This is a genomic window from Sulfurimonas sp. (genome assembly GCF_050296975.1).
Taxonomy (GTDB): Bacteria; Campylobacterota; Campylobacteria; order Campylobacterales; family Sulfurimonadaceae; genus Sulfurimonas.
Genome location: NZ_JBNKRX010000023.1, coordinates 212118 through 231637 on the forward strand (window position 1 = coordinate 212118; position 19520 = coordinate 231637).

General features: G+C 32.7%; 21 protein-coding genes. 12 read left to right on the forward strand and 9 right to left on the reverse strand.

Annotated features, from left to right (window positions below; genetic code table 11):
* Positions 1–27 precede the first annotated feature (27 nt).
* From ACQY56_RS07285 to ACQY56_RS07320, 8 genes are read left to right on the forward strand one after another with little or no spacing between them, the layout of a single operon-like run.
* Entirely contained in the window at positions 28–579 is a 552-nt protein-coding gene (locus tag ACQY56_RS07285; RefSeq protein WP_428737264.1) for an OmpA family protein, read from the forward strand.
* A gap of 10 nt (positions 580–589) precedes the next feature.
* Positions 590–1501, forward strand: coding sequence for a tetratricopeptide repeat protein (locus ACQY56_RS07290; RefSeq protein ID WP_428737265.1), 912 nt, complete (start codon positions 590–592; stop codon positions 1499–1501).
* Between the two features lie 45 nt (positions 1502–1546).
* Complete coding sequence (locus ACQY56_RS07295) at positions 1547–2065, forward strand: FKBP-type peptidyl-prolyl cis-trans isomerase (RefSeq protein WP_428737266.1); 519 nt, start codon at positions 1547–1549, stop codon at positions 2063–2065.
* Positions 2019–2822 carry a Fis family transcriptional regulator gene (locus tag ACQY56_RS07300; RefSeq protein ID WP_428737267.1) on the forward strand — a complete coding sequence of 268 codons (804 nt, stop codon included), beginning with the start codon at positions 2019–2021 and terminating at the stop codon, positions 2820–2822. The genes ACQY56_RS07295 and ACQY56_RS07300 overlap by 47 nt, the downstream gene beginning before the upstream one ends.
* Positions 2815–3753 carry an ACP S-malonyltransferase gene (gene fabD, locus ACQY56_RS07305; protein WP_428737268.1) on the forward strand — a complete coding sequence of 313 codons (939 nt, stop codon included), beginning with the start codon at positions 2815–2817 and terminating at the stop codon, positions 3751–3753. Before ACQY56_RS07300 ends, fabD begins: the two co-directional genes overlap by 8 nt.
* A complete protein-coding gene (locus ACQY56_RS07310) occupies positions 3754–4467 on the forward strand; it encodes a nitrilase-related carbon-nitrogen hydrolase (protein WP_428737269.1) in 714 nt (237 codons plus the stop codon). It abuts the gene before it with no gap.
* A 1-nt stretch (position 4468) separates the two neighbouring features.
* Positions 4469–5164, forward strand: coding sequence for a 5'-methylthioadenosine/adenosylhomocysteine nucleosidase (locus ACQY56_RS07315; protein ID WP_428737270.1), 696 nt, complete (start codon positions 4469–4471; stop codon positions 5162–5164).
* Positions 5161–5931 carry a tRNA 2-thiocytidine biosynthesis TtcA family protein gene (locus tag ACQY56_RS07320; protein ID WP_428737271.1) on the forward strand — a complete coding sequence of 257 codons (771 nt, stop codon included), beginning with the start codon at positions 5161–5163 and terminating at the stop codon, positions 5929–5931. Before ACQY56_RS07315 ends, ACQY56_RS07320 begins: the two co-directional genes overlap by 4 nt.
* A 25-nt stretch (positions 5932–5956) precedes the next feature.
* Here the strand turns inward: ACQY56_RS07320 and ACQY56_RS07325 are convergent, their stop codons facing one another.
* From ACQY56_RS07325 to ACQY56_RS07360, 8 genes are all read right to left on the reverse strand, one after another.
* Positions 5957–6529: a DUF302 domain-containing protein gene (locus tag ACQY56_RS07325; protein ID WP_428737272.1), complete on the reverse strand. Its 573-nt coding sequence runs from the start codon at positions 6527–6529 to the stop codon at positions 5957–5959.
* Positions 6530–6625: 96 nt separating this feature from the next.
* Entirely contained in the window at positions 6626–7120 is a 495-nt protein-coding gene (locus ACQY56_RS07330; protein ID WP_428737273.1) for an RDD family protein, read from the reverse strand.
* Between the two features lie 89 nt (positions 7121–7209).
* Positions 7210–8655, reverse strand: a complete 1446-nt coding sequence (gene guaB / locus ACQY56_RS07335; protein ID WP_428737274.1) for an IMP dehydrogenase — start codon at positions 8653–8655, stop codon at positions 7210–7212.
* Positions 8656–8730: 75 nt separating this feature from the next.
* Entirely contained in the window at positions 8731–10686 is a 1956-nt protein-coding gene (locus ACQY56_RS07340; protein WP_428737275.1) for an EAL domain-containing protein, read from the reverse strand.
* A 10-nt stretch (positions 10687–10696) separates the two neighbouring features.
* Positions 10697–11557 (reverse strand): sulfurtransferase, encoded by an 861-nt coding sequence (locus tag ACQY56_RS07345; protein ID WP_428737276.1) that lies wholly within the window; start codon positions 11555–11557, stop codon positions 10697–10699.
* A gap of 78 nt (positions 11558–11635) precedes the next feature.
* Positions 11636–12034 carry a hypothetical protein gene (locus tag ACQY56_RS07350; protein WP_428737277.1) on the reverse strand — a complete coding sequence of 133 codons (399 nt, stop codon included), beginning with the start codon at positions 12032–12034 and terminating at the stop codon, positions 11636–11638.
* A gap of 11 nt (positions 12035–12045) precedes the next feature.
* Entirely contained in the window at positions 12046–13386 is a 1341-nt protein-coding gene (gatA, locus tag ACQY56_RS07355) for an Asp-tRNA(Asn)/Glu-tRNA(Gln) amidotransferase subunit GatA (protein WP_428737278.1), read from the reverse strand.
* 47 nt (positions 13387–13433) lie between these two features.
* On the reverse strand, positions 13434–14387 hold the full coding sequence (locus tag ACQY56_RS07360; RefSeq protein WP_428737279.1) for a 5'-nucleotidase: 954 nt from the start codon (positions 14385–14387) through the stop codon (positions 13434–13436).
* 357 nt (positions 14388–14744) lie between these two features.
* Here ACQY56_RS07360 and ACQY56_RS07365 point away from each other — a divergent pair, with 357 nt between their 5' ends.
* The 3 genes from ACQY56_RS07365 to ACQY56_RS07375 all read left to right on the forward strand — a co-directional run bounded on the left by ACQY56_RS07365 (position 14745) and on the right by ACQY56_RS07375 (position 18377).
* The gene (locus ACQY56_RS07365; protein WP_428737280.1) at positions 14745–15221 is read left to right on the forward strand and encodes a hypothetical protein; all 477 of its coding nucleotides are present in this window, start codon (positions 14745–14747) and stop codon (positions 15219–15221) included.
* A gap of 53 nt (positions 15222–15274) precedes the next feature.
* Entirely contained in the window at positions 15275–16306 is a 1032-nt protein-coding gene (locus ACQY56_RS07370) for a radical SAM/SPASM domain-containing protein (RefSeq protein ID WP_428737281.1), read from the forward strand.
* A 187-nt stretch (positions 16307–16493) separates the two neighbouring features.
* A complete protein-coding gene (locus ACQY56_RS07375; RefSeq protein ID WP_428737282.1) occupies positions 16494–18377 on the forward strand; it encodes a cache domain-containing protein in 1884 nt (627 codons plus the stop codon).
* An 11-nt stretch (positions 18378–18388) separates the two neighbouring features.
* On the opposite strand, the gene ACQY56_RS07380 is transcribed toward ACQY56_RS07375, so the two are convergent.
* Complete coding sequence (locus ACQY56_RS07380) at positions 18389–18757, reverse strand: rhodanese-like domain-containing protein (protein WP_428737283.1); 369 nt, start codon at positions 18755–18757, stop codon at positions 18389–18391.
* Between the two features lie 114 nt (positions 18758–18871).
* Here ACQY56_RS07380 and ACQY56_RS07385 point away from each other — a divergent pair, with 114 nt between their 5' ends.
* Positions 18872–19396 (forward strand): YtfJ family protein, encoded by a 525-nt coding sequence (locus ACQY56_RS07385; RefSeq protein WP_428737284.1) that lies wholly within the window; start codon positions 18872–18874, stop codon positions 19394–19396.
* Positions 19397–19520: the final 124 nt, after the last annotated feature.

The window sequence follows — 19520 nt, forward strand, 5'->3', positions numbered from 1 at the left end:
TTCAAATCATAATTAAGGATATAAGATATGAAAAGTTTGGTACTTTCTAGCGTTGCCGTAGCACTTTTATTATTTAGTGGATGTAGCTCAAAAGAGCCTGCTATTGATTCTGAACCTCAGAACACTCCTAGCGTTCAAGCTGAAGAAGTAAAAGCTCCTGTAACAGAAGAAGTTGCTGCTGAAGAGAGTGTAGTTAGCTCTAGTTCAGAAAACATTGTTAGAATGAGTGTAGATGAAGTTGAGAAAAGCTTACCTGTAATCTATTTTGATTTTGATAAATTTGATATCACTGCACAAGCTCAGGACAAAATTGTAGCTGCTGCTACTCTTGGAAATAATGGTGCAAAAGCTTATAGTGTTAAACTGGAAGGTAACTGTGATGAGTGGGGTAGTGATGAGTACAACTTCGCTTTAGGTTTAAAACGTGCAGAAGCAGTTAAAAAAGCTTTAGTTGCTGAGGGTATCGATGAAACTCGTATCTCTATGGTAAGCTATGGTGAAAGTAATCCAGTATGTACAGATAAAACTAAAGAGTGCTGGTCGCAAAATCGTAGAGTAAACTTTAAACTATTACCATAAAGTTTGTTCTATGAATCGCAGTACAAAAGCCTTACTACTTAGTGCTGCAATCTCTCTTTCTCTTAACTGTGCCGAACCATCAGCGTTTGGTGCAGGAGATCTCTCAAGTGATAATCCTTATGGATTGACTCCAGATGAAAAAGCCATTTTAGAAACTAAGAAAAAACTTCGCAAAGTTGATCTTAGTACAAAAACACATGCTTCACAGTTAGATTCTTTAAGAGAAAGAATTGATGGACTTCAAGATATTATTGAAGCACTAAGTAGAAAATCACACAACAATAAAATAGCTTTAAAAGAGTTAGAAGATAAAAATGTAGTTGATAGTAACAACTCTAATGAGTATCAAAAAAGACTTTCAGAATTAGTGCAACAAGATTCGCAAACTATCAAAGTTTTACAAGAACAAACACTTGAAATCTCTAAATTGGTTGATCAAATTAATACTGATTATGTTTCAAAAAAAGAGTTTAATGATCTTGTAAACGATATTAATGAATTTAAATCACTTGTTTCAAAAGAGTTGAAAACAAAACCTTCTAAAACAACTACAACATCAAGTAAACTTGGAAGTTCAGAGCTTTATAATAGTGCTAAAGAAAATTTTGATAAAAAGTACTACACAAAAGCGATAGAAGAGTATACAGAACTTATTGAACGAAATTATAAACCAGCATATGCTCATTATATGATTGCTGAGATGTGGTATAAACGAAAAGATTATGCTAAAGCAATTTCATACTTTAAAAAGTCATCAGAGTTATATTCAAAAGCTTCTTATATGCCGGAATTAATGTTGCATACTGCAATTTCGATGGAGAAAACTGGAGATATATCACATGCAAAAACTTTTTATAATGCGATTATCAGTAAATATCCAAATTCAAAAGAAGCAATTAAAGCAAAAAAACTTTTGAATTAACATACAATATGTTAAAATCTCGAAATTAAAAACAAAGGTAATATTATGGCAATAGAAACAAATCAAATCGTATCTATAGAATACGAAGTACGTGATGGGGATACAGTAGTAGATAGTAATGTTGGTGCAGCTCCATTAGTATTTATGTTTGGAAAAGGACAAATAATTCCAGGTTTAGAAAACGGAATTAAAGATATGACAATCGGTGATAAAGGTGATGTATTAGTTCAACCTGCTGATGCTTACGGTGAATACAATCCTGAAGCTACTCAAGAGGTTCCAAAAGAGCAATTTGCTGGAATTGATCTTCAAGAGGGTATGACACTTTATGGTCAAGGTGAAGATGGATCAACTGTACAAGTAATCGTAAAAGAGATTCAAGATGCAGCAGTAATCATCGATTTTAACCACCCATTAGCTGGAAAAAGTTTAATGTTCACTGTAACTATTAACAATGTGAGAGATGCATCGGCTGAAGAAGCTATGACTGGTATTCCAGAAGAGAATAAACCAGCTGATGATGGTTGTTGCGGAACTGGCGGCGGCAGCTGTGGATGTCACTAATTTTATAACAGCTTCTGAAGCATCTAGTCAAGCATTTAAAACAGCGACGCTGTTAAAATCATTGACGATAAATGCCCTTATAATGGGTGAAAATGGTGTAGGTAAAAGAACATTGGCTTCTTTTATCTTGCCAAATGCAACAGCAATAGATGCATCTAATTTTGAAGAGCTCCTACAAGCATTGGAGAGTTCTGATGAAATTATTATTATCGATATTGATAACTTCCCAAATTTAAAACTTTTGATTGATACTATTAAAAAAAATAAAACTAGAGTAGTTGCTACATCTAGACAATCATTTAGTAATGAGTATCTTGATGATCTCTTTAGTGTAAAATTTGACATTCCACCTTTAGTACGAAGAGATGAAGATGTTCAAGAGTTGATCAAGTTATTTGTCAAAGATGCAGTAGAGTTGTTTGGTGGGGATAGTAAATTTGATATAAAAAATTTTAAACCAGATTTATCAGATAATGCTAATTCGTTAAGACGACAAGTGATGATTAGTTATTTACTTCAAGATATTGATGACAATGAGCTTATGGGGATTATTGAAAATTATTTATTTGAAAAACTAGGTTCAAATAGTGATTATAGAAACTATTTGTACCTTTATGAAGTTCCATTAATTAGAGCAGGTTTAACCCGTTTTAAATCACAATTACAATTATCTGATAGATTAGGGCTTAACAGAAACACACTAAGAAAGAAAATATCTGAAAATAAAGAGTATTTAGAAGGAGAAAATAATGAGTAAAATTGCAATGATTTTTGCAGGACAAGGTTCACAAGCAATATGTATGGGGAAAGATTTTTATGAAAATTCTGAACTTGCTCGTGAGATGTTTGAAAAAGCTTCAGAGAGAATAGGAGTTGACTTTAAAGCACTTATTTTTGAAGAGAATGAAAAACTAAATGAGACTGCATATACACAACCTGCTATTTTATTAGTACAGATGATTGCATATAAACTTTTTAAACAAGCTTGTCCAGATATTAAAGCTGAGCTCTTTTTAGGTCACTCTTTAGGTGAGTTTTCTGCTCTTTGTGCAAGTGGTGCTATTGATTATGTAGATGCAGTAGAATTGGTACATAACCGTGGAGCTTTTATGCAAGATGCTTGTAGTGAGATTGAAGCTGGAATGATGGCTATTGTTGGTTTAGATGATGTATCTGTTGAGAAAATCTGTGCGGATGCTCAAAGTGCAGGAAAAAAAGTTTGGCCAGCAAACTATAATCAAGATGGGCAACTTGTTGTGGCAGGGTTAAAACCTGATTTAGTATCATTAGAGCAAACATTTAAAGATGCAGGGGCAAAACGTGCATTAGTTTTAAATATGTCGGTAGCTTCTCACTGTGCACTGTTAGAACCAGCTGTAGAAAAATTAGGTACGTTAATGGATAGCATGGTAGCTGATAGTTTTGAAGCTCCAGTAATCTCTAATGTTACAACGAAACCGTATAAGTCAAAAACAGATGCAATCGCTCTTTTAAAAGAACAATTAACATCTCCTGTAAAATATAAACAATCAATCGAAGCGATTGAGAATGATGTAGATGTAGCAATCGAGTTTGGTAATGGTGTAGTTTTAAAAGGTCTCAACAGAAGAATTGGCAAGGGTTTAACTACACTTAATGTCTCTGATATGGTAACACTTGCAAAGGTAAAAGAGGAAATCTGCGCATAAATGAAAATAACTCTTGCACAAACATCTCCTAAGTTAAATAGAACTAACTTAGAAGATGTTATATCTATAGTAAATAGTATAAAAAATGAGTCTGATTTAATTGTATTTCCAGAACTCAGTCTTAGTGGATATATGTTACAAGATAAACTTTACGAAGATGCATGGCAAGAGGAAGAACTTCAAGACTTAGCTCTATTGAGTAGTGATATAGATATAGTTGTTGGTGCAGCTATAAATGAGAATAAACTTTTTAGAAATACAGCTTTATATTTTAGTGGTGGTTCATTAGTTTCAAAACATATAAAAGTACATTTACCAAATTATGGAATGTTTGAAGAAGCCCGTTACTATGAAGGTGGAGATGGTTTTGAGGTCTTCGAACTCAATGGTAAAAAAATATCTATGTTAGTGTGTGAAGATTTATGGTATGAAAATGTGCATAAAGAGATCATACAATTAGCTCCAGATATTATTATAGCACTAGTAGCATCACCTGCAAGAGGCTTTTATGATGATGGTTTAGTGATTGAAGATAAATGGTATAAAATTATTCAAGAGTTATCTGTAGAAACAAATTCAAAGCTAATTTTTGTTAATCGCGTTGGTTTTGAAGATGGTTTAGGTTTTTGGGGTGGTAGTTGTATAGTTGAGCATGGAAAAATGGTGGCAAAACTACCAAAATTTAAAGAGATGATAGAAACTTACGAGGTGTAAAATGAAAATAGCAGTTATGGGAGCAATGCCAGAAGAGATAGCTCCAATTTTAGAAAAATTAGAGACTTATTTGACAATTGAATATGCTGGGAACAAGTACTATGAAGGTAGTTACAATGGTATAGATGTAGTTGTAGCGTATTCAAAAATAGGAAAAGTTTTTTCCACATTAACTGCGACAACTTTGATAGAGCATTTTGGATGTGAAAAATTACTTTTTAGTGGTGTAGCAGGAGCGATTAATTCAGAACTAAAAGTTGGTGATCTGATTGTTGCAACAAAACTTTCACAACATGATCTTGATATTACAGCATTTGGGCACCCGTATGGTTATGTTCCAGAGGGTGCAGTGTATGTTGAGGCAAATAGAGAGTTAATAGACATAAGTAAAGATGTAGCACAAAGTTTAGGTAAAAAAGTGCGTGAAGGAATTATTGCAACAGGAGATCAGTTTGTTGCAAATGAAGAGCGTAAAAACTGGATAGGTGATACATTTGGTGCAGATGCTTTAGAGATGGAAGGTGGAAGTGTTGCAGTTGTTTGTGATGCTTTAAATGTTCCATTTTTTATACTGCGTGCTATTAGTGATGCGGCAGACATGGATGCAAGTTTTAGTTTTGATGAGTTTTTAGAAACAAGTGCAGTTGAATCTGCAGAGTTTGTTATGAAAATGTTAGAAGTTATTGCGACTAAATGAGTATAAAACTTTCTAAAAAAATCATGTCTAAACTTGGCAAAACAAATGCTGAGTTTGGACTTATAGAAGAGGGTGATAAGATTCTTGTAGGTCTTAGTGGTGGTAAAGACTCTTTAACACTTATTCATGCTCTTAAAGAACAACAACGACGTGCCCCATTTAAGTTTGAATTTGTAGCTGTTACTGTAACTTATGGAATGGGGGAGAACTATTCAAACTTGCAAAAGCATTGTAAAGAACATGAAATACCTCATGTGCTTAAAGAAACAGAGACGTATGATCTTGCAAAAGAAAAAATCCGTAAAAACTCATCATTTTGTAGTTTCTTTTCACGTATGAGAAGAGGTTATCTTTATACTGCAGCAAAAGAGCTAGGGTGTAATAAAGTGGCTTTAGGACATCATTTAGATGATGCAGCAGAGAGTTTTTTTATGAACTTTATTTATAATGGGCAACTACGCTCATTAGCACCTAAATATACGGCTGAAAATGGTTTGGTAGTTATTCGTCCACTTATTCAAATGCGTGAGCGTCAACTGCGTGCTTTTGTTGTAGATAATGCGATAGAAGCTATTGGGGATGAAGCATGTCCAGCGATGCGTTTTGATGTGAAAATGCCTTATGCAAGGGCAAACACAAAAGATATGTTAGAAAAGATGGAGCAAGAACATCCACAACTTTTTACTTCACTAAATGCTGCATTTAAAAATATAAGTGTTGATAGTTTTTTTCTAAGTGAGAAAGAGGAAGAAAGAGTAGGGTTATAAAAACCCTACTTAAATGGGGAGTTTCTTAGAACTCTCCTGCTGCACCATTTTTAATTAAAGTTTCCATTGTATCTTTAACTATAAGAGCTGCTTTTAACATCTCTGGAGGAAGTGGTTTACCACCTTTAATCGCTAAAGTTAAATCCATAGTAATTAAGAATCTATCACCATTTCCATACTCAACTAGCATAATTCTACATGGCATAAAACCACCGTAATATCTTGAATGATTTAAAAATACTTTTGCAGTAGTTAAGTTACATACAGAGATGATACGAGCATGTTTCACTTCATCTGGAGCTGCATCTTCTTTTGTAAACATTTTAACATCGCCTGTAACTCTCATATTACGTTCTTCAGTGATAGCTTTGATAGCTTCTACAGCGTCATCATTTGTTACATCATCATTGATTTTTGTTTCGATCATCATTGCTTTTGCTGGATCACCATATGTATCGATACTATCCATCATTTTAGCATAAGCCTCTTGAGTTTCAGGCTCAAGTTTAATAAATGCTGTACCCATTTTCATCATTGTACAACCACTAGCCATAAAAGCAAGTGCGATTGCAAATGCAAAACCTAGAATTTTTTTCATTTTTATACCCCTGTTCATTTTAATTTTGTAAAGCGAGAGTATATTTTACATAGAAAATATAAAAGTATTGTTAAAAAATTATAACTTTTTGATAATTTAATCTTCAGTGTGTATAACTGCTGTATTTGCGAGTAGGTCGTGCAGAGAACGTTTATCTTTTCTAAAGATAATTATAAGAAAACCTAATCCAAGTAATAAAATTGAAGGAATATAACCAAGAGATCGTGTAATTGCTTGTGTATTTGAAATATCTTTAAAGCTTTTGGCATCAACGATTTTGATATGCAAAACTTTTTTTCCAGGTGTAGCACCTTTAAATTGTTTCCAAAAAATAATAGTAACAACTAAAACAGCAATTTCAAAAATAAGTTCCCATGTTAAAGAAGTTTGTGGTTGTTGATCGAGTGCATGAATATTGCCACTCATAGCCATTTGAAGATTTTGTTGGTATGTTGCAAAGTCAAACCACGCTCCACCACTGATAATATAGATAACTATACCAACAGGAAGAGCAAGAAAAAAAGTGTCTAAAAGTGAAGCTAAAAACCTGATACCAAAACCAGCATATTGTACTTGTTGTGAGTTTGTCATAATTTTAAATTTCTGCCTTTGCCAAAAGGCTAGCTTTAGTCGCCACAGCGGCGTGAGCGAAGATAAAGGAATTGACTTCCTTTATCGGACTATACATGGTAATTCGGAGCTTCTTGAGTGATGATAACATCATGAACATGAGATTCTTTTAGACCTGCTGAAGTGATCTCAACAAATTCAGCTTTATCCCAAAATGCTGGAATACTTTCACTTCCACAGTAACCCATAGATGAACGTAGACCTCCCATCATTTGATGTACTATTCCAGCAATGCTTCCACGAAATGGAACACGACCTTCAATACCCTCTGGAACTAATTTATCTGCTGCAGTTCCCTCTTGGAAATATCTGTCATTAGAACCTTTTTGCATAGCCCCAATACTTCCCATACCACGGTATGATTTGTATTGACGTCCTTGGAACATAATAGTCTCACCTGGACTCTCTTCAGTTCCTGCTAAAAGTGAACCAGCCATAATACAACTAGCACCTACTGCTAATGCTTTTGCAATATCTCCAGAATATTTGATACCACCATCGGCAATAATAGGTACACCATGTTTTTTAGCTGCTGCTGCACACTCATCAATTGCAGAGATTTGTGGCACACCAACACCAGCTACGATACGTGTAGTACAAATAGAACCAGGGCCAATACCAACTTTTACGCCATCAGCTCCAGCTTCAATGAGTGCTTCAGTCGCTTCAGCAGTCGCAATGTTTCCTGCAATTACATCTACAGCTAAAGTTTTTTTGATCTCTTTTACAGTATCTAAGATACCTTTTGAGTGTCCGTGTGCAGAATCAAGAACTAAAACATCTACACCAGCATCAACAAGTGCTTTTGCTCTATCCATCTGTCCTACACCAATAGCAGCACCTACAACTAAACGACCAAAATCATCTTTGTTTGATTGTGGATATTCTATACGTTTTTTGATATCTTTGATAGTAACAAGACCTTTTAAGAAACCTTCATCATCAATAATTGGAAGTTTTTCAATTTTATTTTGGTGCATAATATCTGCTGCAGAGTCAAGATCAATTCCTTGTGTAGCAGTAATAAGTGGCATAGATGTCATCACTTTAGACACAAGTTTTTTCATATCTTTTTCAAATCTCATATCACGGTTAGTTAAAATACCTAAAAGCTTGTTATGACCGTCAACAACAGGTACACCTGAAATTCTAAACTCATTCATAAGTGCTTCAGCATCAGCTAAAGTAGCATCTGGATGAACATAGATAGGATCAATGATGATACCACTTTCAGATTTTTTAACCTTTTTTACTTGTTGGCATTGTGATTCTATATCCATGTTTTTATGGATAATACCTATCCCTCCAAGTCTAGCCATTGCAATTGCAGCACGGTATTCAGTTACCGTATCCATTGCTGCAGAAACCATAGGAATTTTTAGTGTTATATTACGTGTTAGTTTTGTTTCAAGAGAAACTTCTTTGGGAAGAACTTCAGAATATTGTGGTACTAAAAGTACATCTTCAAATGTGAGTGCGCGTTTACGAATTCTCATGGTTTTCCTTTGCAGAGTTAAAGTGGTTTATAAATTTTCGCATTATACCTTTTTAGATGTTAAAAAAAGGTAAAACTATAGCCATTGCTTTAGGGGTTTTGGCTTACCTAAAAAATACCCTTGTCCATAAGTAATACCTATCTCTTTAAGTGTATCTACATCCTCTTGCATTTCGATATATTCAGCAACTGTTTCTTGCCCTTTTAAAGCGCTTATTTCATGTATATATTTTATAACTGCTTTATCAAGCGGATTGTGCATATCTTTGATAACATCAAAAGGCATACTTTTTAGGTATTCAAACGATGCCATACCAGTTCCAAAATCATCTAATGCTAAACCTATACCAATCTCTTTAAGCCAATCGATAAAATCATTTGCTTTTGAAAAGCTATTTATTGCAGAAGTTTCGGTAATTTCGAGTTCAAGTTTTTCCCATGGAAAATCAAAAGTTTGTGTAGCTTCTTTGAGTTTATCGTGAAAATCAGGATTTGTGAATGATGAACCTGCAACATTTATATGCACAGAGTGTAGTTTTTGAATATGTTGAGGATGTTTAGTTACCATCTCTAAATAGTTCCATAATACCCAAATATCAATCTCTAACATCATTTGATAACGCTGTGCAGTTGGTAAAAAATTGTCAGGCGCAATAAACTCACCATTTTGATCCCACATACGTATCAAAATCTCATAGCTTATTTTGTCTGTATCGTATTGTAATGGGACAATCGCTTGTGCATACAGCTCAAATTTAGCAGTTCCATCGCCAAGAGCTTCTTTAATAGAATTTGCTATAGATATTTCATTGTTAAAACGTTGAATATCGTCTTGTGTATCATAAACGAAGACTTTATTGTGTCCCATTGATTTGGCAACATGTAAAGCGGAAAAAACATTTTTTATTAACTCTTTAAAAGTGTATTCATATGCTTTAAAATGGATCATACCAATACTTGCTGAGATACTAAAAACTTCATTTTTGAAAGAGAAGCTAAAGTTATGCAATAATTGTTGAGATTTATAGAGAAAATCCAAACCATTCTCTTTAGAAGAATCTTTCATCAAAACCATAAAACTATCACCATCAAAACGAGCAAAAATCGAGTTTTTTGGAACGATTTTTGAGTATTCATATGCGATCATTTTTAAAAGTTCATCCCCTGCTTGATGACCTGCAGAGTTATTTACAAGTTGAAACTGATCAAGGTTTATATGGAGAAGATTGTATGCTAGTTGATTTGATCCTTGAAGTGCTTTTTTAATCTCATCTTCAATAAAAAAACGATTTTTAATGTTAGTGAGGCGATCATTATTAGCTTGATAACGTAGTTGTACAACAGAATCTTGTACTTGTTTCATCAATTTAGTATATCCATTGAAAATATCTTTAATTTCATTTTTTAATGAAGTGTGAATAGAGATGACTTTTCCATGTGCTGGATCGCTATTTGTCATTGCATAAAGCAGTTGAGTAAAAGGTTCTGTGTAGCTTTTACTTAAAAATATACTGATTAAAAAACCAATAATTAACGAGATAATAAAAATAGATAATATACTTTCGATAATCAGTTGTTGCTTATAATTAAAAGCAGATGTGTCCAAATCTAAAAAAATATATCCATAGATATAGTTTTCAAGTTCAATGGTGTCTTTTACAAAAAAATGTTCCTTGTCATGATACTGTGAATTTTCAAAGAGAAACTCTCTGTGTTCAGCTAAATCATGAATAGTTTTATATTGAAAGATAGGTTCTTTTTTTTCATTAAAAAGTAAAACACCGTGGAGGTCTTTGAATGCATCTAGTCTATATTTTATATCAGAGAGATGATCTGCTTGAGGGTTGAGTAGAACTTCCAAAAAATCTTTTTTTAAAGATTTTGTCAGAATCTGAATCTCTTTTTTTGTTGTAGCAATACTATCTTGCTTTTGAAGTTTAAAGATAACAAGTAATGTACTTATCTCAACTAACGAAACAATTAAAGTTATAAAAACTATGAGTTGAAATTTAAGACTTAGTTTTTTCCACATACGAAAGACCTTATTTTTGTGCTGAAGGGTTTTCAATATCTAAACTAAAATCATTTCCCCATTCTTTCCAAGAAGCATCGTAATTTGAAACATCATATCCTAGTTGACGCAATGCAAAATAATTTGTAGCAGAAGCTTTACCGATGGTACAGTAGAGGATCACTTTTTTAGTGTTTGGAATTTTGCTGTAAAGATTTTTTAAACTATTTATAGATTTTATATGGGAACTATTTTGATCTTTTGATATATTTGCATGGGCTGGGATATTAATGGCTTTTGGTATATGCCCATAACGTTTTGCTGAAGAGATTTTACCTAAATAAGCAGGGAGTGTTCTAGCATCAACAATAACATAATTAGGATTTTTGGTTGCTAAAAGAGTTGTAAATTTAGTTGCAAGTTTTTGATTGTTGATAGTTGCTATATAGTTACTTTGTTTGAGTTTTGGAGTTGTATTAGAGATTGGATAATGCAATTCTCTCCAATGTGAAAAGCCTGTTTCAAGTAACTTCACATCTTTAAAACCATAAACTTCTAAAGCCCAAAAAATTCTTGCAGCATTGGTGAATGAGCCATCATCATAGATAACAACATTGTCATCAATATCTAAACCTAACTTTTGTAAAAGTTGTTGCATTTGAAGTGGGTTTGCAATTTTTCCATTTAATTTTAAATTAGCGTAGGTCATATTGATTGGAAAATTGATAGCCCCATTAATATGGCTTTTTGTATAAAGTTCTTCTGAACGTGCATCTAAAATTTTATATTCTTGTAAATGTGAATTCAGTGTATTTAAGTCCACCTCTAACGATTTAGCATATATGACAGAAAACAAGAGGTTTAATAGTAAAAATGGAAAAACTTTTTTCATGCATACAACTCCTTATAGGAACTATTTTACATGAAAAAAGTATATGGTTTTCTTAAGAGCTTTTTTTAAAAAAAGTTTTTATTTTTTCTTTCTAAAAAGATGATAGTTTTCAGCTTCTAGCATCTCTTCAATATATCCAACTACACATTTAGAACATTCTGTCCAAATACCAGATGGAAGTCTGATCTCTAATTTTTTCTTTTCACGAAGTTTAATGATTTTTTTAGGAGATAAAACTTTTGTAACAGGTGTAAAGTCAACATCTGTTAAGTCAACATCATCTCTATAATAACATGTTTGTTTTTTAAAGTTACCCCAACCAGGAACACCATCTTCTGTGTAAGGCACTTCATAACCATTTTTAAATTTCACCATCATTTTATAGTAAGAATCTTCAAAAACAGCAGTAACTTTTCCACGTCCAAAAACAAGACCGTACACTTTGTCTTTAACTTTTACATTATCAAAATACGCCATGAAATATTCCTTTAGTTGTAATTTACTTCTTTTTCTAGGCTGAGCGCTCCATCAAAGAGTGTTTGTTCATTATAAGGTTTTGCGATCAGTTGTAGACCCACTGGCATACCCTCGCTATTTTTCATAATTGGAAGTGAAAGAGCAGGTAACCCAGCAAGGTTTACACTAATTGTGTAGATATCACTTAGATACATATCTATAGGATTTGCAAGTTCACCAAATTTTGGTGCTACACTTGGTGCTACAGGAGATAAAATAAGATCAACATCTTCAAAAATTCTCTCATATTCCTCTTTTATGAGGTGTCTTGTTTTTTGTGCTTTTACATAGTAAGCTTCATAGTAACCACTACTTAAAACAAAGTTTCCAAGCAGAATTCGTCGTTTAACTTCATCTCCAAAACCTTGGCTTCTTGTTTGAACAAAAGTATCTTCAAGGTTTTTACCCTCAACACGATTTCCATAACGGATACCATCATAACGTGCTAAGTTTGTTGTAGCTTCGGCAGTTGCAGTGATATAGTACGCTGAGATATCATACTTTGCATCCATTAGTTCTTTTTCAACTATTTCATGTCCAGCAACTTTTAGCGCTTCTGTAGCTAGTTTATAGGCATTTTTTACATCTTCACTTGCATTTTCAATATAGTGTGGGAGGACTGCAATTTTTAGTTTACGATCAGAGTTTAGATTTGGAGTGACTTTGTCATCTAGCTGTGCATTAGTAGAATCTTTTTCATCACTTCCGCTAATAATGTCGTATAAAATCGCTGCATCTTCAACATTTTGTGTCATAGGACCAATTTGATCTAAACTTGAAGCATACGAACCAAGACCATAGCGGCTTACTCTACCATAAGTTGGTTTCATCCCTACAATACCACAGAATGCTGCTGGTTGGCGAATTGAGCCACCAGTATCGCTTCCAAGTGCTGCAATAGCAAGACCAGCACCAACTGCTGCAGCGCTCCCACCTGAACTTCCACCAGGAACACGATCAGGTGCATGAGGATTCAATGTTTTACCATAGAAACTTGATTCGGTTGTAGAACCCATTGCAAATTCATCCATATTTGTTCTACCAAATGGGCTAAGACCAGCAACAAGGAGTTTATTTACGACAGTAGCATTGTATGGAGCGATATACCCTTGAAGGATGTTTGAACCAGATGTAACAGACCATTCTTTTACTTGAATGTTGTCTTTTAGAGCGATGGGAATCCCTTCACCAAAATCATCTACTGAAATATAAGCATTTAGTTCTTTATTTGCTTCAATTTTTGTTCGGAGTTCTTCTTTAAAATTTGTTAGTTCTTCTTTTGATAATTGTAGGGCTTGTTTTAATGTAATCATTAAATTTCCTATGGTCGTAAAATTTTTAGTATTATACCTAAATGTAATTATTTTTTATTTAATGGCGAGTTTGATGGATACAAGACTTTTCCTGATGGAACTACTAAAGAGGAAGAGTTTAAATGCACATCTTGGTCATCGAAAAAGATATGTGCTTTGAAAGATTTTAAAATATTGCTTTTTTCAACTCCACCAAGAAAAAATGCTTCATCAACATATACTCCCCAATGACGTAATGTTTTAATAACTCTAAGTTCTGATGGGCTATTGCGTGCTGTTACAATAGCGATGCGTACAGGGGAGTGTTCTACTTTCATAGGGAGTCTCTCTTGAAGTTTTGATAACTTTTTCAAAAAATTTGCAAATGGCCCTTCATTCATAGGAATATCTTGTGAATTATTTTCATTTTCATGGAACGCTTCAATCCCTTTTTCTTTGTAAACAAGTTCACTTGATTCATCAAAAAGTACAGCATCCCCATCAAAAGCTATACGCACTTGATCTTCAGGAGTATCGCACTTATATTGTGGGGGCGTTGAAAGTACAGCAGAAGCACATACTCTACTATCGATAACTTTTTGTGCATCCACTTCATTTGTTGTTAAAAAAAGGTCTACATCAAACGCTTCAATATAATCAGCACTAGGTTCCCCTGCTGTAAAAGCCGAACGGGTAATATTTAAGCCCATTTTTCTGATAGTGTTTAATACTCTGATCCCTGTTTCAGGAGAGTTTCTTGACATAACAACTACTTCAACAAGCGGAGCTTGACCTTTAACTTGGTATTTGTTGAGGTTTAAAAGTGCTTTAACCAGTGGAAAACCTATTCCTTCATTTAAAGGAATATCTTCATGTTTAAGCATATAGGCTCTATATTTTTCTATTGCGTGTTCAGGACTTTTTTTTGATTCTTTTTGAAAGAGTTGATCTGATTCACTTAAATCAAATAATGCTGTTGCAGATATACCAATGACTAGGGTATCTTTGAGATTAAATGCCATATAAAGATTTTCCAATTGCTATTGTTTTTTTATTAAGAATAATAGTATCCATAACTTAAAGTAAGTTTTTTTGTAAAAAAACTTATCAAGATTAACAAAAAATGACTGAAATAAAGTAACTTTCATAAAATAATATTTCTAATATATAAAAACATAAAATATTATTTTATGTTTTTATATAGATTTAAGTAAAAAAGGAATAGGATGTAATTCTATGTTTTTTAATATTTTAAAAAAACATAAAAAAATATATAAAAGGAGGTGTTTTCTAATTTAGTATTCTAAAATGTAACTCAGCAGTAAGTCCGGAAATTAATTTTCTTAATTCAATAATGAAAATCACAAAAAGGAATTAAAATGTCACAGATTAAAAGTTATCTTGATGCAGCAGCGGAAAAAACAGGTGTAGAATTTATAGGTTTAGAAAGAAAAGATGGAGTTATAAGAAACGGTATAGGAAGTACTGTAGAAGATATCTTAGGATGGAATATCATTGTAAGAGATAAAGATGGATCATGCCATGAGTATTATACAGCAAGACCCCCTTTAATAGGAATGACACAACCAGTACCTATCAGATGTCCACTAGGTATCGTTTCATTTGATGGTTATAAAATTGATATTGAAGAAGCAGTAAAAATCTTTCATACTCAAAATGGCGGTGATAAGTTTGTTGAAGTAAGTTTATCATGGCCTTTAACTCATCCTGAAGCACCAGAACCATACTGGTATTTTAGAACTAATTTAGGAAACAATGTCGTTATAGGAGCTAATTCTGGGCAAATTAAGGGATATTCTCCAATAGTCGTTCTTTATATGGCTCAACCAAAATAATCATAATAGTCGAGAGAATACTCTCGGCTAACATTAATATAGAAGGTAAAAATATGAATACAAATAAATATATCCCTAAAAATTGTGTTTGGGAACTGACTTTAAAATGTAATATGAGTTGTCTCCACTGTGGTTCTAGAGCAGGAAAAGAACGAAAAAATGAATTGTCTTGTGAGGAAGCCCTAACTTTAGCAGATGAACTTATCGATTTGGGTTGTGAGTATGTAACACTTATTGGTGGTGAGGTTTTTCTCTATAATGGATGGGAAAAAATTGCACGTAGATTTACAGATAATGGTGTTGTAGTAAATATCATAACAAATGGATACCTTTTTAATGATAAACAAGTTCAAGAGGTAAAATATGCTGGACTTTCAAATATTGCACTCTCTATAGATGGGATGAAAGAACAACATAATACTATTAGAAACAATCCCAAATCATTTGACCATTTAATCAAAACTATTGATCGTTTAAACCAAGAAAATATAAAAATAGGGGTAAATACTACGTTGATTGATTCTAATGTTGCAGATTTAGAAGATTTATACAATTTTTTTCTTGAAAATAACGTACAAATATGGCAACTACAACTAGCAAATCCTATGGGAAATTTTAGTGATAGACGAGAACAGATGATATCAATTGAAAATATTAAAAAAGTCACATCATTTATTAAACAAAAAAGAGATGAAGGAAAAATGAGAATTTATACTGGTGATAATATTGGTTATTATGATGAAAATGAAAGATTTATAAGAGGAAATCCAGGAGATATAAACTACTGGGCTGGATGTCACGCAGGGCTAAGTGTTGTTGGTATAGACAGTGTAGGAAATGTAAAAGGGTGTGAATCTCTTTATGATGATATTTTTATAGAAGGTAATATTAGAGACGAATCATTTAGTAACATATGGTTTAAAGAAGATAATTTTGCATATAATCGTCAATTTGACAAATCTCTTTTGAGTGGTAAATGTAAGGACTGTGATATGGGTGCATATTGTAGGGCTGGATGTAGGGGGGCTTGTTATTTCACAAATGGAAATTATTTTGAAAATGCTTATTGTGTTTATAATGAATAATTCACATTGCTAGTTGATTTTGCTGTTTATCAGAAAACAGTGAAAAATCTTTATTGTAGCCTTTCATATCTCTGTGATTGTAAATGTTAGAGTTTATCAAATATAGCTAATATTTAATCTTATACAATTAAATTTTCAAGGTATAAAAAATGTATATTTAAAATTCATATAATAACTAAAGGTATGAATGAACTCTTTACTTAACGTATTCCCATTTGTTGCTAATACGATGTCAGAATTGGACAGTCAAAATAAACTCCTTAATAGAGTGACATTAACAGGTAAAATTGTTGCTTTACATGTTGCTTCAACACTTTTTGAATTTACAGATACTACTGCTATAACTTTCAATGAAATTCAGGAGGAGTTAGTAGAGGCACTTTTAGGCGAAAATGTAAAAAAACTTAATGCCGAGTTAGAATCAAAAGCACAAATAGCGATAGATATACTCATAAGAAATCTTTTTGAACGTACTGCGGATGTGGGTTTTTTGGCAACAGACTCAGTCATCGTTGATTTTTTAACAACTGATGCGGTAGAGTATTCAAGTATACAAAAACGTCTTGAGGAGTATGTTGCAAAATACTCTGTATATAATGAAATTGTAGTTTTTGATACAGATGGAAATGTAAAAGTTAATATCAATCCAAATAATTATATAAAAAACTCTCAAGATATGATTTTAAAAGAGGCATTAAGTAGCGATAGCTATATTGAACGCTATGCTTATACAGATATCTTTAAAACTCAAGAAAAAACACTTGTATACGTACAAAAAATTGAAGCTCATGGTCAAAACATTGGTGTGTTATGTTTGTGTTTTAAATTTGAAGATGAGTTAAAACTGATTTTAAAAAATTTAGGTACTGAAAATGAAGTTGTTTGTCTTGCAGATAACAAAGGTTTAATAGCATCAAGTAATAGTTATATAAAAGAGGTACCGACATATAAAAATATCCCTTATCAGTTAGTAGGGAGTAAAGAGGTAGCAGTTACTGTAAAAACAAATGGTTATCAAGGGTATAGTGGGATAGAATCCTGGTATGGTGTATCTATAGGACATACACAAAATCAGTCACACTCAAGTGAGGCAGAAGAAAAACCTACTACATCTGTAACTTTAAATGAAAAACTTAGTGCCATCATTGAAAAAGCAGATGCTTTAGTTGAGGACTTAAATGATGTAATCATAAATGGTGAATTGATAGCTTCAAAACGAAAAGTATATGTATTGCACCCAATTCTTGATAACTTAAGAGCTATTAGTAGTTCACTTTTAGAAATTATCAAATCTTCTGTGAAAAATTTAGAAGATTTAATATCAGCATCTTTAGTACACGATGCAAGTATATCAGCACATTTAGCCATAGATATTATGGATAGAAATCTTTACGAGAGAGCCAATGATTCTAGATGGTGGGCGTTAACTCCTTTATTTAAAAATCAACTAATCCAAAAAGAGCCAGATGTAAGTGCTATGAATGATACGTTAAAGTATATCAATGAACTCTATACTGTATATACTAATCTATTTGTTTATGATAAACAAGGTAATGTTATAGCAGCCTCTAATGATCAAAGTATCATTGGAAAAAGTTTTGATGACCCTTTGGTAAAATATGTACTTGGAAATAAAAATACACAAAACTATTATGTCAGTCAATTTCAAGTAAGCCCTTTTTACGAGCAAAAACCAACATATATTTATAATGCTACAATCTCTTATGAAAACAAAACAGTTGGTGGGATAGGAATAGTCTTTGATGCTGAGGTAGAGTTTCAAGCAATGCTCAAAGAGAGTTTCCCAAATGCAAAAGAGGGATTTTCACTTTTTGTTGATACACATAAAACAATTATTGCAAGTAGTTCAGATAGTTATAAACCTTTACAAATGATAGATATAGATGATAAATTTGTAAATCCAAAAATGAAAACATCTGTAAATGACTATATCACTATAGATGGGAAAAATTACATCGTAGCAAGTGCAATCTCAAAAGGGTATAGAGAGTACAAAACACAAGACAATTATAAAAACACTCTTTTTGCTATTGTGTTTATACTTCTCTAAAAGATGGGCTTTCAACCTTTTAGTGTTTCTAAACCTTTATCAATCCAACCCCAATTGATCCCACCATCCAACTCATAAACATTTTTATATCCAAGTTGTAAGCCCATTATTTCACCAACTGTTTTTGTTCTATTTGCATGTGCACATACCAAAATAAAAGGTTGTTCTTGATCTTTTACTATTTGAGTAAAGAGTTTGAGAAATACTTCTAAGTCAAATTGTCCTAGTGCATCAAAAAATGTGATTTTATGACTTCCTTCAATAACCCCATAATCTTCCCACTCATCATCTCTTCTTATATCAATAACAGCTATACCTTCTTCCCTTTTTTGTTGAAACTCTTTTGTTGAAAGAGATTTGAAAGGTCCAAAATCTAACATACAGTTCCTTTTGAGCAATATTTTAAAGAGGATATACATAAACTGTACTCAAAAATCTAGTTTCAGCTTGAACTAGATACAATAGTTTCAATATTTGAATTTTTGGAGAATGAGATGCGGGTAGTTTCTTTTTTATTTTTGATAGTATTTGGACTGAGTTTAAAGGCTATAACAATTGGTGAAATCCCTAAAAATGTAGTACTTTCAGGAGATAATGGTGGTTTAGTTAAAGATGGAACACAGTGGGATTCTACAACATTAAAAGATAAAGTGTTAGTGATGTTTTATGTTGATCCAGATGAAAAAGATCTAAATGAAGCATTTGCAGATGCTTTAAAAGAGAAAAACTTTGATAGAGAAAAGTTTGGAAGTGTTGCAGTGATAAATATGGCAGCATCATGGAAACCAAATTTTGCAATTCAGATGGCGTTAGAGAAAAAACAGAAAAAATTTCCACATACACTTTATGTCAAAGATATGAATAGTGTAATTGTAAAAGAGTGGGGTGTTGCTGATGACAATTCAGATATCTTGATCTTTTCAAAAACAGGGGAGCTTCTCTTTCATAAAGATGGAAAATTAAATGAAGAAGAGATTAGTAAAGCTTTAAAAATAGTGGAAGAAAATATTAGTTTATAACTACTTTATTTTTTTTCAATGTTTAGAGTTTTTCCCAAGTTTAACAAAAAGTATCCCTATAGCGATAAGTGCAAAGATTGCACCTATGCTTTCTAGGATAAAACTCATCTCTACAGGTTGAGTA

Coding starts and splice junctions, on each gene's coding strand:
- ACQY56_RS07370 (WP_428737281.1), top strand. CDS start 15,275: ATGAATACAAATAAATATATCCCTAAAAATTGTGTTTGGGAACTGACT.
- ACQY56_RS07350 (WP_428737277.1), bottom strand. CDS start 12,034: ATGGCGTATTTTGATAATGTAAAAGTTAAAGACAAAGTGTACGGTCTT.
- ACQY56_RS07300 (WP_428737267.1), top strand. CDS start 2,019: ATGATGGTTGTTGCGGAACTGGCGGCGGCAGCTGTGGATGTCACTAAT.
- ACQY56_RS07360 (WP_428737279.1), bottom strand. CDS start 14,387: ATGGCATTTAATCTCAAAGATACCCTAGTCATTGGTATATCTGCAACA.
- ACQY56_RS07290 (WP_428737265.1), top strand. CDS start 590: ATGAATCGCAGTACAAAAGCCTTACTACTTAGTGCTGCAATCTCTCTT.
- ACQY56_RS07380 (WP_428737283.1), bottom strand. CDS start 18,757: ATGTTAGATTTTGGACCTTTCAAATCTCTTTCAACAAAAGAGTTTCAA.
- ACQY56_RS07285 (WP_428737264.1), top strand. CDS start 28: ATGAAAAGTTTGGTACTTTCTAGCGTTGCCGTAGCACTTTTATTATTT.
- ACQY56_RS07310 (WP_428737269.1), top strand. CDS start 3,754: ATGAAAATAACTCTTGCACAAACATCTCCTAAGTTAAATAGAACTAAC.
- ACQY56_RS07385 (WP_428737284.1), top strand. CDS start 18,872: ATGCGGGTAGTTTCTTTTTTATTTTTGATAGTATTTGGACTGAGTTTA.
- ACQY56_RS07365 (WP_428737280.1), top strand. CDS start 14,745: ATGTCACAGATTAAAAGTTATCTTGATGCAGCAGCGGAAAAAACAGGT.
- fabD (WP_428737268.1), top strand. CDS start 2,815: ATGAGTAAAATTGCAATGATTTTTGCAGGACAAGGTTCACAAGCAATA.
- ACQY56_RS07375 (WP_428737282.1), top strand. CDS start 16,494: ATGAACTCTTTACTTAACGTATTCCCATTTGTTGCTAATACGATGTCA.
- ACQY56_RS07320 (WP_428737271.1), top strand. CDS start 5,161: ATGAGTATAAAACTTTCTAAAAAAATCATGTCTAAACTTGGCAAAACA.
- ACQY56_RS07345 (WP_428737276.1), bottom strand. CDS start 11,557: ATGAAAAAAGTTTTTCCATTTTTACTATTAAACCTCTTGTTTTCTGTC.
- gatA (WP_428737278.1), bottom strand. CDS start 13,386: ATGATTACATTAAAACAAGCCCTACAATTATCAAAAGAAGAACTAACA.
- guaB (WP_428737274.1), bottom strand. CDS start 8,655: ATGAGAATTCGTAAACGCGCACTCACATTTGAAGATGTACTTTTAGTA.
- ACQY56_RS07340 (WP_428737275.1), bottom strand. CDS start 10,686: ATGTGGAAAAAACTAAGTCTTAAATTTCAACTCATAGTTTTTATAACT.
- ACQY56_RS07330 (WP_428737273.1), bottom strand. CDS start 7,120: ATGACAAACTCACAACAAGTACAATATGCTGGTTTTGGTATCAGGTTT.
- ACQY56_RS07295 (WP_428737266.1), top strand. CDS start 1,547: ATGGCAATAGAAACAAATCAAATCGTATCTATAGAATACGAAGTACGT.
- ACQY56_RS07315 (WP_428737270.1), top strand. CDS start 4,469: ATGAAAATAGCAGTTATGGGAGCAATGCCAGAAGAGATAGCTCCAATT.
- ACQY56_RS07325 (WP_428737272.1), bottom strand. CDS start 6,529: ATGAAAAAAATTCTAGGTTTTGCATTTGCAATCGCACTTGCTTTTATG.